The sequence below is a fragment of the Myxosarcina sp. GI1 genome (assembly GCF_000756305.1).
In the GTDB taxonomy this organism is placed as follows: domain Bacteria; phylum Cyanobacteriota; class Cyanobacteriia; order Cyanobacteriales; family Xenococcaceae; genus Myxosarcina.
Genome location: NZ_JRFE01000032.1, coordinates 57,155 through 71,598 on the forward strand (window position 1 = coordinate 57,155; position 14,444 = coordinate 71,598).

15 protein-coding genes, 1 pseudogene and 1 riboswitch are annotated in these 14,444 nt (G+C 40.7%); of the genes and pseudogenes, 10 read left to right on the plus strand and 6 right to left on the minus strand.

Annotated features, from left to right (window positions below; genetic code table 11):
- The first annotated feature begins 35 nt into the window (after positions 1–35).
- The 8 genes and pseudogenes from ltrA (at position 36) to KV40_RS23460 (ending at position 7,773) form a co-directional block, all read left to right on the plus strand.
- Positions 36–1,817 (plus strand): group II intron reverse transcriptase/maturase, encoded by a 1,782-nt coding sequence (gene ltrA / locus KV40_RS23430; protein WP_253274366.1) that lies wholly within the window; start codon positions 36–38, stop codon positions 1,815–1,817.
- Positions 1,818–2,449: 632 nt separating this feature from the next.
- The gene (locus KV40_RS23435; RefSeq protein ID WP_036486568.1) at positions 2,450–2,740 is read left to right on the plus strand and encodes a hypothetical protein; all 291 of its coding nucleotides are present in this window, start codon (positions 2,450–2,452) and stop codon (positions 2,738–2,740) included.
- Between the two features lie 320 nt (positions 2,741–3,060).
- A complete protein-coding gene (locus KV40_RS32480) occupies positions 3,061–5,079 on the plus strand; it encodes an ATP-binding protein (protein ID WP_052055875.1) in 2,019 nt (672 codons plus the stop codon).
- On the plus strand, positions 5,076–5,447 hold the full coding sequence (locus tag KV40_RS23445) for a response regulator (protein ID WP_036486569.1): 372 nt from the start codon (positions 5,076–5,078) through the stop codon (positions 5,445–5,447). The genes KV40_RS32480 and KV40_RS23445 overlap by 4 nt, the downstream gene beginning before the upstream one ends.
- Positions 5,448–5,646: 199 nt before the next feature.
- Positions 5,647–5,781 carry a hypothetical protein gene (locus KV40_RS37040; RefSeq protein ID WP_256381163.1) on the plus strand — a complete coding sequence of 45 codons (135 nt, stop codon included), beginning with the start codon at positions 5,647–5,649 and terminating at the stop codon, positions 5,779–5,781.
- A pseudogene (locus tag KV40_RS23450) lies at positions 5,762–6,079 on the plus strand (putative PEP-binding protein); the annotation flags it as partial. The gene KV40_RS37040 and the pseudogene KV40_RS23450, both read left to right, overlap by 20 nt.
- Before the next feature lie 124 nt (positions 6,080–6,203).
- Complete coding sequence (locus tag KV40_RS23455) at positions 6,204–6,761, plus strand: universal stress protein (RefSeq protein ID WP_036486571.1); 558 nt, start codon at positions 6,204–6,206, stop codon at positions 6,759–6,761.
- A gap of 16 nt (positions 6,762–6,777) precedes the next feature.
- Positions 6,778–7,773 carry an L-lactate dehydrogenase gene (locus KV40_RS23460; protein WP_036486572.1) on the plus strand — a complete coding sequence of 332 codons (996 nt, stop codon included), beginning with the start codon at positions 6,778–6,780 and terminating at the stop codon, positions 7,771–7,773.
- A 66-nt stretch (positions 7,774–7,839) separates the two neighbouring features.
- Here the strand turns inward: KV40_RS23460 and KV40_RS23465 are convergent, their stop codons facing one another.
- The 6 genes from KV40_RS23465 to KV40_RS23485 form a co-directional block, all read right to left on the minus strand.
- Complete coding sequence (locus KV40_RS23465; protein WP_036486573.1) at positions 7,840–8,856, minus strand: dihydroorotate dehydrogenase-like protein; 1,017 nt, start codon at positions 8,854–8,856, stop codon at positions 7,840–7,842.
- Between the two features lie 100 nt (positions 8,857–8,956).
- Complete coding sequence (locus KV40_RS23470; RefSeq protein WP_036486574.1) at positions 8,957–9,811, minus strand: hypothetical protein; 855 nt, start codon at positions 9,809–9,811, stop codon at positions 8,957–8,959.
- Between the two features lie 49 nt (positions 9,812–9,860).
- Complete coding sequence (locus KV40_RS23475; protein ID WP_036486685.1) at positions 9,861–10,853, minus strand: sirohydrochlorin chelatase; 993 nt, start codon at positions 10,851–10,853, stop codon at positions 9,861–9,863.
- Between the two features lie 36 nt (positions 10,854–10,889).
- A riboswitch (cobalamin riboswitch) is annotated at positions 10,890–11,041 on the minus strand.
- Positions 11,042–11,113: 72 nt separating this feature from the next.
- Positions 11,114–11,317, minus strand: a complete 204-nt coding sequence (locus tag KV40_RS23480; protein ID WP_036486575.1) for a hypothetical protein — start codon at positions 11,315–11,317, stop codon at positions 11,114–11,116.
- 165 nt (positions 11,318–11,482) lie between these two features.
- Positions 11,483–11,629: a hypothetical protein gene (locus KV40_RS35195; RefSeq protein WP_156114145.1), complete on the minus strand. Its 147-nt coding sequence runs from the start codon at positions 11,627–11,629 to the stop codon at positions 11,483–11,485.
- A 304-nt stretch (positions 11,630–11,933) separates the two neighbouring features.
- Positions 11,934–12,581, minus strand: a complete 648-nt coding sequence (locus KV40_RS23485; RefSeq protein WP_036486576.1) for a superoxide dismutase — start codon at positions 12,579–12,581, stop codon at positions 11,934–11,936.
- A gap of 526 nt (positions 12,582–13,107) precedes the next feature.
- Between KV40_RS23485 and KV40_RS23495 the strand changes: the two genes are divergently transcribed.
- On the plus strand, positions 13,108–13,527 hold the full coding sequence (locus KV40_RS23495; RefSeq protein WP_052055876.1) for a response regulator: 420 nt from the start codon (positions 13,108–13,110) through the stop codon (positions 13,525–13,527).
- Positions 13,528–13,616: 89 nt separating this feature from the next.
- On the plus strand, positions 13,617–14,321 hold the full coding sequence (locus KV40_RS23500; protein ID WP_036486578.1) for a phosphoribosyltransferase: 705 nt from the start codon (positions 13,617–13,619) through the stop codon (positions 14,319–14,321).
- The last annotated feature ends 123 nt before the right edge of the window (positions 14,322–14,444 follow it).

Sequence of the window (14,444 nt, forward strand, 5' to 3'; positions counted from 1 at the left end):
CCTTTACTCGTGCCTCGACTTCAAAATTGAATACTGTGGTATGGAATGAGATAGATTGGCGTAAAGTCGAGCTTTCTGTGTTCAAGCTCCAAAAGCGCATTTACCAAGCCAGCAAAAGTGACAATGTACGAAAGTTACGACGATTACAAAAAACCCTGTTGAACTCATATAACGCAAAGTTGTTAGCGGTTAGAAAGGTAAGCCAAGATAACGGGGGCAAGCGCACTGCGGGAGTGGACGGCGTTAAATCGTTGATCCCGAAGCAGAGAATAGCCTTAGTCCGTAGCCTGAAATTGAGTCATAAATCCCAACCCGTTCGTCGGATATGGATACCAAAATCAAATGGTAAGGAGCGTCCACTTGGCATACCAACTATGCACGACAGAGCTTTACAAGCTCTGGTCAAGGCAGCACTAGAACCAGAATGGGAAGCTCGTTTTGAAGAAAATTCATACGGGTTTAGACCAGGAAGAAGTTGCCACGATGCTATTTCGGCGATTTTCAATCAGATTAGGTATCATCCTAAATTCGTCTTGGATGCCGATATTAGCAAGTGTTTTGACCGTATCAATCATGCCAAACTTCTCGAAAAGGTAAACACCTTTCCCAAAGCAAGAAGACAAATTAAGGCATGGCTAAAAGCTGGAATTATAGACAGAGGAAAGAAAATCTTTCCGATTGAAGGAAGCCCGCAAGGTGGTGTCTCAAGCCCATTATTTGCCAATATTGCCTTACACGGAATGGAAATGGAGATGAAAGCGTACGCTGCAACTTGGAAAGGAGGTAAAAGGGACAATATTAATTCCCTTTCCCTCGTCCGATATGCAGATGACTTCGTAGTTCTCCATAAAGACTTAAACGTGGTCAAGAATTGTAGAGGAATTTTAGAGACATGGCTTGAGAACGTTGGATTAGAACTCAGTGAAGAAAAAACCAAAATTACACACACCCTTCACAAACACGAAGGGCAAAAACCAGGGTTCAATTTCTTGGGGTTCAATATCAGACAATATCCTATTGGGAAGTACCAAAGTGGCAAAAACGCTCAGGGAAAAAGGTTAGGATTTAAAACCATCATTAAGCCCTCCAAAGAAAAGGTACTCAAACACTATCGTAATTTAGCCGTGATAATAGATAGACATAAGACTGCACCCCAAGCAGCACTGGTTTCAAAATTAAAACCAGTCATCACAGGTTGGTGTAACTACTACAGAAGTATTTGTAGTATGAAAATCTTCTCTAAGGTGAATCATCTATTAGTACAAAAGCTTTTACGATGGGGTTATCGTAGACATCCCAATAAGAGTAAAACATGGGTTAAGACGAAATACTTTCATACCGTTGGTGGAGATAATTGGACATTTGCGTACAAGCTCGGAGATGCTTTAATCTCATTACCAAATCACGCACATACGAAAATTGTCCGACACATCAAGGTTAAAGGTGATGTTAGCCCGTACGATGATAACTGGGTCTACTGGTCTAAGAGAATGGCTAATTACTCAGGTATTTCAAACCGTAAAGCTCGGTTACTAAAAGTTCAAAAAGGAATTTGTAATTATTGTAGACTCACTTTCAGGCTTGAAGATAAAATCGAAATCGACCATTTCACCCCTCGCAAAGCAGGGGGTAAAGACCAATACGATAATCTTCAGGTATTACACAAGCATTGTCATAATGTGAAAACGAAAAAGGACTTGGTAGCGATTAGACGTTACAAGGTTCGTCAAGAGTGGAACAAGATTTACCAAAAGTTTCAGAAACAGTTTGAGAAATCAGATTGGGTCTGGAATGGAGATTTACCCACTCTCGTTTGAATGGTACTCGTAACAAGAGCCTAATTGGAGAGGAGCGCAGTGAGGTAAAAGTCTCATGCTGCGTTCTGAAGACGAGTCGCCTCGGTGACGAGGTGGCTTAGTTTAACACTGCCATATATACCCATGTTCTTAATTCTCAAGAAAATAATCCGGCTACAAAAATTGAAATTAATTTTTAGCTGCATTGAACAAATCTCTTATAGATAAATTAATGCCTTAAGAGTCGCGCATACGCTTATAGCAGATGGTTTGAACTTGCTTGAGTACCCTTTTGTCGCCATACCGTTAGGTAGCGAAACGCTAACAATGTAAAAGCTTTACTTTGTTTTGACTCTCTATTGGCTTTTCTATTTAGACTAGATCGATATTTCCTCATAAGTTCCTCAAATCTTAGCTTTAATCTTAAAAACTAGTGAAAAAAGTAATTTATAAAAAATAAGCAAATGAGCAACAAACATATTTTCTCAGATTGATGGGATGAGTATTGCGGCAGATTTACCAGCGAAAACAGAAAAAACTTAAGTAACTTTAAATACTACAAAAATTTTAATAAATACTATTTCCGAAAAACTAAGAATTAATCAAGCAATAAGCTTTTTTAGCTAGAAAATAACTAACATTAATTTTGCAAAATGCTTACAAAATTAGTAGACCTGACTCATCTTTGGGTCATAAAAGAAGTTCAGTATCTTGCCGAATCTGAAGAATATCGAGGTAATTTAATTCTTCGAGATCTATCTTATAAACAGCAGCTAATTGAATACGTTTTATCTAATTTAAATCATCGATATATGATGATTGAATTAACCGCAATTCCTAAAGAAGCTGGCAATTTGTTTCCTCAGTGTCCCTTAGATGAGCGAGTAGTAATAAGACAATTGTTGCTAATGGGAATGTCTAAGATAGTGCGATCGCGCCTTTAGCAAGCAGAAAAACAACAAATAGTAATTTCAACCGCTAAGATACAGCTAGACAGACCTAATCTAAATTGACAATAACCATAATTTGATTTCGCTCGAAAGTCACAGATTACTCCGCCACGTCCGTCATAAACGCCTGGGGAAACCCCAGGCGACGCGGACTCCTAAACGGACGGACACATGCGGCAAACTATACGCCTTTGTGCTGTGACCGTTGGTCGATCTACGCTACAGCTAAGGATATTTCCAAATATATTTTAGATAAAAGCAGATAAACTAAACTATATATATTTATAAAACCGCTCGCTTAGTCTTTCAGCAAAATGGAGTCAGACTACGAACACATAAGAGAAAGGTTCAAAACTTTAATCGCCAATATCCCTGGTGCTATATACCGTTGTGCTGACGATGCTTATTGGACGATGGAATTTTTGAATGATGAAATTACCACGATCTCAGGTTATCAGGCTAGCGATTTTATCGATAATAGAGAACGATCTTTTAACAGTATTATTTATCTAGAAGACCGCGATCGCGTTTTTCAAGAAGTTCGTGAAGCAATCTTCCAAAAAAAACCTCATACGGTTGAATATCGAATTATTTGCTCGAATGGAACAATTGCCTGGGTAAAAGATAAAGGAAAAGGAATTTTTGACCGAAAAGGCAAATTTCAGTGGTTAGACGGAATTATCTTGAATATTACCGAACGTAAATGGACAGAAAGCTTGCAACAGATTCAGAATCGAACTTTGAGCGCGATCGCACGGGGAGAGACGCTAAAAAATACTTTATCAGAACTGAGCGAACAGATCGATCGCTTATCTCCAAATTTAACTTCGACTATTATGATAACGGAGAACGATGGCAGGCATTTACAACCTTTTGTTAGTTCGAGGTTGCCCCAAGAATATATTAGGGCGATCGATCGTTTACCCATTGGAGCAAAAGCTACTTCTTGCGGTACGGCAGCGTATTTAGGTCGGCGAGTAATCGTTAGTAATATCGCTACCGATCCTTTATGGGCAGACTACAAACACCTAATTTTACCCCACGGTTTTCAAGCCTGTTGGTCTGAACCGATTAAATCAAATACGGGTCAAGTTTTGGGAACTTTCGATCTGTATTTTACGAAGTCAGAGGAAGCCGAGGGGCTGTCTGCGGAGATCTCCTCCGCAGTTCATACGCCCCGTCCGTCAGGCTTATCGCCAGAGTCAAAAGAGCTAGAGATAATCGAAGCCTGTACTAATTTAGCCTCTATTGCTATGAGTCGCCAACAATCTGAAGCTGTATTACAACAGAACGAATCACAACTTCGTTTGATTACAGATGCACTACCAGCATTAATTGCTTATGTCGATAATCGGCAGTGCTATCAATTTGTCAATCAGACTTTTGGAGATTGGTTCGCTAAATCTCCGAACCAAATTATTGGCAGTCATCTTAAAGAGATTTTGGGTGAGGCATATTACCAGCAAATTAAACATCATATAGAACTAGCCCTCTCAGGACAAACAGCAACCTATGAAACCGAGCTTGAGTTGGCCGATCGCTCACATTGGGTTAATGTTACTCATATACCCGATCTCGATGGAGAAGGAGGGGTAAAAGGATTTATTAGTTTAATTAGCGATATCAGCAATCGCAAAGCTACCGAAAGAATGAAAGACGAATTTGTCTCAGTAGTCAGTCATGAATTACGCACCCCCTTAACTTCTATTTATGGTGCTTTAAAATTGCTCGTAACCAGTCCTCAAAGTGGGCTATCTGAAGAAGACCGCGAAATGCTTAATATTGCCGTGACTAATACAGATCGCTTGGTGCGTCTGGTAAACGATATACTTGACCTAGAGCGCATTGAGTCAGGTAAAATCCAAATGGTGCAACAGCCCTGTGATGCTGCCGATTTAGTTCAGGAAGCCATAGAAGTTATGCAGCCAATGGCAAAAGCGGTCGATATTACTTTGATAGCAAAACCTATTTCTATTACCATTAATGCCGATGGCGATCATATTCATCAAACCCTGACCAATTTACTTAGCAATGCCATCAAATTTTCTCCGCAGAATAGTTCAGTCTGGGTTACAGTGGATATTTTAGAAGACGAGGTTTTATTTAAAGTTATCGATACAGGGCGCGGGATTCCCGCAGATATATTAGGCAGCATTTTTGAGCGATTTAAACAGGTAGATGCTTCAGATTCGCGAGACAAAGGAGGCACTGGCTTAGGGTTGCCCATTTGTTATAAAATTATTGAAGAACACGGAGGTCGCATCTGGGCTGACAGTGAGTTCGGTAAGGGAAGTACGTTTTATTTTACTCTGCCTAAGTCTGGCTTATTATGACTGTCAAACGTATTTTACTGGTAGATGACGAAGCCTCTATCTTAGCAGTGGCTCGTGTCGGTTTAAAACGAATGGGATGGTCAGTATTGACCGCAGCTTCAGGACAAGAGGGGATTGCGCTTGCGGTAGCCGAACAGCCAGACGCGATCGTCTTAGATGTAATGATGCCCGAAATGGACGGAATGGCAACTCTCAAGCAGCTACAGAATAATCCTCTAGTTAAAAATATTCCAGTTATTTTTCTAACTGCTAAAGTTCAAAAAGCAGATCGCCGTCGCTTCTATGCTTCTGGTATTAAAGGATATATTACCAAGCCTTTCGATCCTACTACTTTAGCAAGTCAAATTTCAGGTTTTTTGGGTTGGTAAGTATCGCAGTACGTCTCGATTGGTTATAACAATTTCAGTTAACTGCTCGTGAGTAATAATATGAAATACCTAACCCGATATAACTTCTGATGTTCCTCATAAGTTCCTCAAATCAATTGTTTATAACAGAATCAACCTCAAATAGATACTCGCCTTAATAGATATGAAGAGGTAGAAATTAGACGAGGAACTAAGACTTATGATGACAACAGCAAATCGTCAACAAAAACTATCGCAAGATAAAGAACGCGCTTTCGTTCTCTGGTTTGAAGATGTGGGAATGAGTGATGTTTCTTTGGTAGGGGAAAAAATGCTTCTCTATTGGTTCAAATGACCTAACCCAACTGACACTAGGACTCGATCGCGATTCTTCTTTAGTGGCACATCTATTCGATGAACGCAACCATGCAGTTAAATCTATGCTGCAAATGGCGTTAGCGAAGCTTACCGAAGGTATCGCCAAAACCAGACAAAATAATCGCAAAATTGGCATCTGCGGTCAAGCACCCAGCGATTATCCAGAGATTGCCGAGTTTTTAGTTCAACAGGGTATTAACTCCATCAGTCTTAATCCCGATTCGGTACTTAAAACCAGACTGAAAGTAGCCGAAGCAGAACAAAATATTAGCTAACTGTAATGTGGCTAGTGGAGTGAAATAATTATGCAGTCTGCGTTTTGAAGTTTCTTTGAAACTATGCTACTCAATATGTTACTGCTAACTCACTAGCCTTTATTCACAAATAAGAGGTTGACAAATGATCGATAAAATCCTCGTAGCAGTAGACCATTCTGCAAAAAATCAATTCGTCTTCGATTCAGCAGTATCTTTAGCCAAAGCTACAGGTGCAACTTTAATGCTGCTCCATATTTTACCAGAAGACGAAGTAGGGTATTCTGCATTACCCGTTTACACCAGCCCTTTCGTCTCAGGTGTGCAAGAAGAACACAACTTTGAATTACATCAGCAAGAATTAGCTCAGTATAAGCAACGGGGATTAGATTTCTTGCAAGGTTTAACCGCAAAAGCCACCAAGGCAGGAGTTAAAGCAGAATATAGCCAATTAACTGGCAACCCAGGACGGATGATTTGCGAACTAGCCGACCGTTGGTCAGCAGATCTAATTCTAGTCGGTAGTCGCGGACTCAAAGGTTTAAAAGAAATGTTTCTGGGTAGCGTAAGTAACTATGTCACCCATCATGCACCCTGTTCGGTATTAATCGTGCGTACTGCTATAGATAACGATTCTGAGCCACTATCTTCCGAGCAAAAAAATAAAGGAGATAGCCAACAGCAACTTAATCTCAATCGATAATCAGAACCAAAAAATTATGTTTGAAAAAATCTTTGCTCTCAATACTGAAGTCGAGCAAACTAATACTCTTCGTCTTCGTAAAGGAGTCATTATTGGTGCAGGGCAAGTAGGATTAGCCTGTGCATATTCTTTACTAATTCAAAATTGCTTCGATGAATTGGTTTTACAGGATATCAATACCGAAAAGGTTGAAGGAGAAGTGATGGATTTGCTCCACGGAATGTCTTTTATCGCTCCTACAGAACTGGCTGCGGGAACGGTAGCAGATGCGGGAAAGGATGCGGATATAGTAATTATTACCGCAGGTGCAGCACAAAAACCAGGAGAAACTCGCCTCGATCTGCTAGGACGTAATGTTGCTATCTATCAAAACCTGCTTGATGATGTAGTCAAGCATTGTCCCCATGCCATCCTGTTAATTGTCACCAATCCCGTAGATATTATGACCTATGTAGCATTAAAAATTTCTGGGTTTCCCAGTTCTAAGGTTATTGGTACGGGAACAGTATTAGATACATCTCGATTTCGTTCTCTACTCGCCCATAGATTAAACATTGATGCTCGTAGCGTTCAAGCTTATATCATTGGCGAACACGGAGATAGCGAAGTTCCCGTGTGGAGTACGGCTAATGTGGCTGGGCGAAAATTGCTCTCGCAAGACTGGGAACAACTTGATTCCCAAAAGCGAGAGTATTTCACGGCTATTTTTGAGCGAGTTAAAAATGCAGCTTATGAAATTATTCAACGTAAAGGATATACTTCCTATGCGATTGGTTTGGCAGTAACCGATATAGTCGAGGCAATTATCCGCTCTCAAGAGCGCATCCTTACGGTTAGTGGTCTTGTTGATGGACTGTATGATATTGAAGATGTCTGTCTGGGATTGCCTAGAGTGATTAATGAAAAAGGCTTTTTTAAAACTGTCAATCTAAATTTGAGTCTCAGAGAGGTAAAACACCTTCGCCTTTCGGCTAATGTTCTACAAGATGTTTTCGAGCGGCTCAAGCTTTAATTCTATATACAATTAGTAGCGCGAGGTAGAACCAACCTTACGCTACTTATGGGATAAAAATCTTTATTAGGCGTAATTCTTAACATACGATCCGTCAACCATTCTCCAATAAGGTTGATAGGTTTGTAGAGCTTTGAGATATTGCGCTCGTTCAAAAACACTAGGAACGGGACAATTTACTTGGCTTAAGCTGCCTTGTAACTGAGCGATTGAATCGTATTCTTTAGCCTCTAACCATTCAACCATGTCTTTCTCAATTTTTTGTAGCTGTTCGATGCCATGACTCAGTAGCACGCTAACTAACATGGTGACGTTAGCACCTACCAGCATCATTTTGATAACGTCTTGAGCGGTAATAATCCCGCCTGTAGCAGCAAAATCGAGGGGAAGAGTACGATACAAAATAGCAATCCAGCGCATTGGTAAACGCATCTCTCTAGAAGTGCTAAGAAGCAAATTTGACTCTACTTCTAGAGTTTCTAAATTAATATCGGGTTGATAAAAACGGTTGAATAATACCAAGCCACTAGCATTTGCATTGCTCAGTCTTTTTGCCATATTTGCCATATTACTAAAGAAAGGACTCAGTTTGACTGCTACAGGTAGATTGACAGCATCTGTAACGCTGCGAACAATATCTAAATAAGTTTGCTCTACTCGATCGCCCGTCATTGACAGATCTGTAGGAACGTCATAAATGTTTAATTCCAAACCATCGGCACCTGCTTGTTCCACCAGACGTACATAATCACCCCAGCTACCTATAATAGAACTGTTGAGACTAGCAAAAATGGGAATATCCACCATCTTTTTCGCACGGCTAATGCGCTCTAAATAGGCTTCTGAATCGACAGGAAAATCTGATTCGGGATAGCTTTCTGTAGGATGAGCGAACTGATGATATGCTTCATATCTTTCTTCTAGTAGTTGTTCTTCAAACAAAGAATGCAATACTATTGCTGCTGCGCCAGCATCTTCCATCCGTTTAATATTATCGATATTTTCCGTTAAAGGTGCTGCTGCACCAACAACCAAAGGCGATCGCAATGTCATACCTAGATAAGTTGTGGATAGGTCTACCATTTATTCTCCTCCTAGATCAGTCTTTAGATTAAGAAAAACTTTTGAGGAAGTTATGAGTAACAAAACCACCCCCTGATTTTGGTACAATCGCTTTTGATAATTATTCAATAACCGCACAATGACCTTCCCCAACATGATCCAGACCAATTACTGCTTTGGTAAGTTTTTCTTGGTCTTCGGCAGATAGTTGTTGAGTCAGGGTGGCATCATCAATAGTTAAACTGTCATTTGATGCTAGTTGTGCCAAAGGTTCAAAACCCAAAGCATCTACATTGATAGCTTCATCTGGACTAGTTTCAGCATCGCCAAAAATATGGTCGAAGTGAAAAGTTGTTTCTACTTCCCCTGGTGTTCCTGTTTTAACGATCCCTTTGCGATCTTCTCCCACATATTCACCGCAGAGATACTGGATGGGGCGATTGAGACTAATATCAAAGTTAATTGTCCGATCGTCTTTGGTAGCTGTTCCCTGCATGACCATTGTTTTACCTGCTAGGGGAGAGTCCGCGCCCGCAGTATCGATTTGCCAAGCCATAGCATTATAAAAACCAGGAGTCACCTCCGCATCTGTGACTAAAATGGGTGCTGCATCTGCCTCCCCTTCGGCTAGATCTACAACTTGGGGTGTATCTACTAAAGAGACTGTTTCCTGATACTCTAAACCGTCGAGAGTGTATGTTTCTGAAGGTTCAAAAACACCATCTATTTGATAGGCCGTGACTTCGGCTAGATTTACATCCAGGCGATCGAAATTCATCGTCCAACCATCTTTGGTCACAAAACCCTGGCGGACAAAATCTTCTCCGTTAGCTACTAGGTTTAAAGTTGCTGAACCTTGGGCATTGGCAACAGCAGGATTACCGTTATTATTTTCTGCCGTTTCACTGTCAGCACAACTGACGATTGTTAAGGACAATAGAGCAATGGTGTTGAATTTTACTAAGTTACGATTCATGTTTGATTCCAAAATAATGTGTTGTTTTAGCTAGCAATCGCCAAAATCACTAAGGTGTCTTCCAAATACGCTGATGATAATCTTGCAATTTGGCATAGGGGTCATGATGACCGTGATGATGGTGATGCCCATGACTGTGGTAATGATGATGTCCGTGTCCGTGTTCATCTACAGCAGCAAGACGAAACTTACACATTTCACAGTTCATTGCCACTTGACCTAACTGCGCCTCAATTTCTCGCTCCCTAAGTATCTGTAGTAATTGGGGGGCAAGACCCATTTCAGGCAGGCAAGCAAAATCGATATCGGGATACTGTTCTTCTTGTCGAGCGGTGATATCAGAGATTTTTTCCATTAAAGTCCCCGTAAACAAGAAATAGGGTAAAACAATAATGCGTTTGGGTCGATAGAGATAAGCCCGACGAAAGCCTGATTCTAAGCGAGGATGAGTGATGCCGATAAAACAGGTTTCTACTGTCTTATAGCCACTCCCTTCCCAAATAATGCGAGCTAGTTTGTATACGTCTCCATTGGCATCAGGATCGCTCGAACCCCTACCAATAAAAAGTAATACAGTATCTTCGCGGGAGATATTATGGGGGTTGTTTTCTGGTTTATCTAATTCTGATAAGCGATCGCGCCATAGTTCAATTATTTTAGGAGTAATCCCGAAGTGACGACCGTATTTTAAGCTCAACTGGGGATAGGACGCGCTGGCTCGGTCTAATTCGTTGGTGACATCAAATTTATTGTGTCGGGCAGCAAATAGTAAGATTGGTAACGCCGTAATTTCGGTAAACCCCTGTTGAATACAGGCTTCTATTCCTTCTTGAATAGTAGGCTCAGTTAATTCCAAAAAACAAGGAATTACAGGACGAGATGTATCTAGTTTCTGATAAGTCGCTACAAAGTCGAGAAAAGTTTGTCTTCCGCGATCGTTTCTCGTTCCGTGACCAATCGCCAGTAAAGGTCTTTGATAGGGTAAAGGGGATAATTGAAGAGAATTCAACGCCGAGTTTTGAAACGTATTAGTAATAACCATTTTATTAAGCATCTGTACCTCGCAGATATATTGGTTGATTTGATTTAATTCATCGGCGGGCATTCTGACTCAGAGATTATGAATCGTTAACCTCATTACAGTTGCGGGACAGCGTTGGATTTTCACCAAACTTTCCCCATTACTTCTAATGGCTGTTCCCCACTAGAACCGACTATTTAGTTGTCTTCTGTTCTATCTTACCGTTAAACTGCGAAAAGTTGCCCTAAACCTGAAATTTAAACGATAAATTAGATTAGAAGTTATATTTTTGCATCTATCCACTGTTTTGCTCGACGAATCGCATCTTTTGTCGTCATGGCACTGGGGACTGCTACAGCACAACCTCGATCGTGATTTATCCAAGCTGCATAAATACAATACCCATCCAATTCGTCACGGTCTATTTCTACCTTGCAGCCACGATAGGCAAAAGAAAGAATAATCTGAGGATAATTAGGCTTCATAAAAATTGTTGCTGAAAAAAAATGACAGTATTTAGGCAGGGGCAATGCCTATGCCTAATGGCAGCTACGCATCGGCTAGCTGAGTCTCCGACTTGCTGCGCAACCGCAATCGCTCTTAATGACTCTATGAAGTTTTTTAAGTTTTTCAAAGCTAAGAACTAATGGCTAATGGTAAGAGCTACGGCGAAGCCGTTTATTTCTCTTTTCAACAACTATCCAAGTTTCTTGCCAGCGATCGATAATCATTTGTCTCATTTTGTCGGATTGCCATTGAGGAATGTTGTGATTTTGGGAGTGTTTAAATTCAGTCATGTTTTTCTAGATTCAATGTTTAATTACTAGCAGCGAATATTTTGATATCCGTCGGTAATTTGTAGCAATAAGCAGTTGTCTTAGGACACTTGCTACTTGCCCTTCGGGAGCGGAGCATTCCCGAGTCCGCGTCTTTTGAGGAAACCTCAAAAGCTTGTGACGGACGCTTGCGTCTTGCGCCAACGCGGGGTCTCCGCTTTACTTATTACTTTAATTCGAGCGTTCCCTTGCGTCTTACGGAGTGGCTGTTTTACTTACGAGCAAATAAACTAGCTCGTCACAACAGATAGATCTACTACGATCTTCAAACAGCAGACAGATTCTGAGCTACAAAATCCCAGTTGACCAATTTATCGAGAAAATTATCAATATAAGCAGGACGTTTATTTTGATAATCAAGATAGTAAGCGTGTTCCCAAGCGTCCATTGTCAATAGGGAAACTTGTCCGCTAGCTAGAGGATTATCAGCATTAAGGGTTTTGGTGACTTTAAGAGTATCTCCATCTAAAACTAACCAAGCCCAACCGCTACCAAACTGAGTTGCACCTGCATTTTTAAAAGCTTCGACAAACTTATCAAAACTACCAAAGTCAGCCTCAATTTTTTTTTCCAGTTCTCCTTCAGGTGTACCACCGCCATCGGGTTTCATACATTGCCAATAAAAAGTATGATTCCATGCTTGGGCAGCATTATTAAATAATCCTGCTTTACTGGCATCTCCAGCGATCGCTTTGATGACTTCTTCAATCGGTTTGCTATCTAATTCTGTTCCTTCAACGGCATTATTGTATTTATTAACATAACCCGCATGATGTTTGTCGTGATGAAATTCTAAGGTGCTTTGAGTGCGGGATATGCTGGGGTTGCCCCAGCATATAGAACCGCGCTGTTGAGAAATTGCTGGTTCTAAAGCAGTGTAATCGTATGGAAGGGATGGTAATTCGTAAGCCATAATAGTTTGTTCTCCTCTTGCTATCAAAAATTACTGCGGTCGAGTATCAAAAAGATTACTGTCTGCTACGGTCGCGAGCGGAAGCATCTAAAAGATTTTGAGCGTGGGGGATGCTATCACGAAGCTTTCCCTAGCACCGTTTTACGGTGCGGGGTCTTCGCTCAAATTTAGTTCAGCAGATGAGGGGCTGTATGCGGATCTAAAATCCGCATCTAGTAAGCCCCGTCCAACCACGGTGTTGAGCCAATTTCCAATTCCATTGGTGATAGTAGCGCAGTTTGGCTTAAGAAAAAATACTTATCCCCTGGAAGGGGAATAAGTAGGTGTGAGTGCAGACGGACTGAGACTAACCCTACTTAAAACTCGCTCGTAGCCCACGCGCTGTCTGACCGCTTCGCACGTAAACTCTAAGAAAATTTGGATAACAAATACTCAGGAGAAATAGCTTTTGCTCCTCATAAGTAGCTCATATTTCTAAATTAATATATTGTTCATTGTTATGGTATCGATCGCAGATTAAATTGATATGGTTTTTACTCGATCGCCTCTTAGAAATAAATTATTAATGTTACAGCTAGATCGCAAACACATCTTAGCGATCGAGGTTGCTAAAGATATTCGCGAAATTATTAAACGCAGCTTGGGAAATACGGCAAATTGGCAAGTGTTTTCGGTAAACACGATCGCTGAAGGATTGGCTTTAATTCAATCACAGCAACCCGATGTAATTTTACTCGAAGCCGATCTGTTAGAGCGGTGCAGTCCTCATATTTGGCAACAACTACAAACTACTGCTGAGAATCGATCTATTCCGATGATCTTTATGGCATCAAGAGTTAGAGCTATGGATCGACTTCAGTTCCAACAATTAGGTGCAGCCAAGGCGATCGCTAAACCTTTCGATCCACAAGAATTGGTAGAGGCGATCGCCCAAATATTAAAGTAATTTTAGCGGAACACATCACGACTCATAACTTCCTCAAACTTGCCAACTATAGTTTGAACTAATGACTAACATTGAGATTGGTAAAAATTATGAACCGAGTTTTTCCTAATAGACGAGAAGCAGGAAGAAGATTAGCCCAAAAACTTACCGCCTACGCTAATCATCCTCAAGCAATAGTATTGGGAATACCTCGTGGTGGCGTACCTGTGGCGTATAAAATTGCCAATACTTTAAATCTCCCTTTAGATGTTTGTTTGGTTAAAAAATTAAGCCTACCTAACCATCCAGAAACAGCGATGGGTGCAATTGCCGAAGATGAACTGTTACCTGAATACTGTGGCAACATCACTATTATTCCTCAAAACACGGCACAAATTCACAAAGTTAATTCAGAACAAATTCAGGCGATCGCTGCTCGAGCAAAAGTCGAATTAAGATGGCGCGATCGTTGTTATCGAAGCTTTCGTCCCATGCTGAAAATTCCGCAACGTACTGTTATCGTCGTTGATGATGGCATTGCTACGGGTCAAACTATGCAGGCTGCGGTCGCTGTTTTAAAAAGACATAAGCCAGAGAAAATTATCATTGCTACTCCTGTTGCTTCAAAGCCAGCCATAGAAGAATTAGCAGCTAAAGTAGATGATTTTGTTTGCCTAATGAAACCGAAAGCCTTAGTTGCAGTGGGTTTTTGGTACGAAGATTTTACTCAAACGAAAGATCGAGAAGTGTGCGATTTACTTTCTCAACAGACTTGCAAGACTCTAGCTCACCAAACTTCAGCAATGTCTTATTAAGTAGATAGACATAATTAAACTTAATCATACAAAAATGTGATTAATCGCCTAAAGCCTTTGTGACTTCTTGTCCTTCATAACTTCCTCAAACTTGCCAACTATAGTTTGAACTAATGACTAACA

What these genes read in the sequence shown, in the direction of transcription:
- KV40_RS23460 (WP_036486572.1), top strand. Translation starts at nt 6,778, where the DNA reads ATGTTTGAAAAAATCTTTGCTCTCAATACTGAAGTCGAGCAAACTAAT.
- KV40_RS35195 (WP_156114145.1), bottom strand. Translation starts at nt 11,629, where the DNA reads ATGACTGAATTTAAACACTCCCAAAATCACAACATTCCTCAATGGCAA.
- KV40_RS23435 (WP_036486568.1), top strand. Translation starts at nt 2,450, where the DNA reads ATGCTTACAAAATTAGTAGACCTGACTCATCTTTGGGTCATAAAAGAA.
- KV40_RS23480 (WP_036486575.1), bottom strand. Translation starts at nt 11,317, where the DNA reads ATGAAGCCTAATTATCCTCAGATTATTCTTTCTTTTGCCTATCGTGGC.
- KV40_RS23500 (WP_036486578.1), top strand. Translation starts at nt 13,617, where the DNA reads ATGAACCGAGTTTTTCCTAATAGACGAGAAGCAGGAAGAAGATTAGCC.
- KV40_RS32480 (WP_052055875.1), top strand. Translation starts at nt 3,061, where the DNA reads ATGGAGTCAGACTACGAACACATAAGAGAAAGGTTCAAAACTTTAATC.
- KV40_RS37040 (WP_256381163.1), top strand. Translation starts at nt 5,647, where the DNA reads ATGATGACAACAGCAAATCGTCAACAAAAACTATCGCAAGATAAAGAA.
- KV40_RS23495 (WP_052055876.1), top strand. Translation starts at nt 13,108, where the DNA reads ATGGTTTTTACTCGATCGCCTCTTAGAAATAAATTATTAATGTTACAG.
- KV40_RS23445 (WP_036486569.1), top strand. Translation starts at nt 5,076, where the DNA reads ATGACTGTCAAACGTATTTTACTGGTAGATGACGAAGCCTCTATCTTA.
- KV40_RS23455 (WP_036486571.1), top strand. Translation starts at nt 6,204, where the DNA reads ATGATCGATAAAATCCTCGTAGCAGTAGACCATTCTGCAAAAAATCAA.
- KV40_RS23470 (WP_036486574.1), bottom strand. Translation starts at nt 9,811, where the DNA reads ATGAATCGTAACTTAGTAAAATTCAACACCATTGCTCTATTGTCCTTA.
- KV40_RS23465 (WP_036486573.1), bottom strand. Translation starts at nt 8,856, where the DNA reads ATGGTAGACCTATCCACAACTTATCTAGGTATGACATTGCGATCGCCT.
- KV40_RS23475 (WP_036486685.1), bottom strand. Translation starts at nt 10,853, where the DNA reads ATGGTTATTACTAATACGTTTCAAAACTCGGCGTTGAATTCTCTTCAA.
- KV40_RS23485 (WP_036486576.1), bottom strand. Translation starts at nt 12,581, where the DNA reads ATGGCTTACGAATTACCATCCCTTCCATACGATTACACTGCTTTAGAA.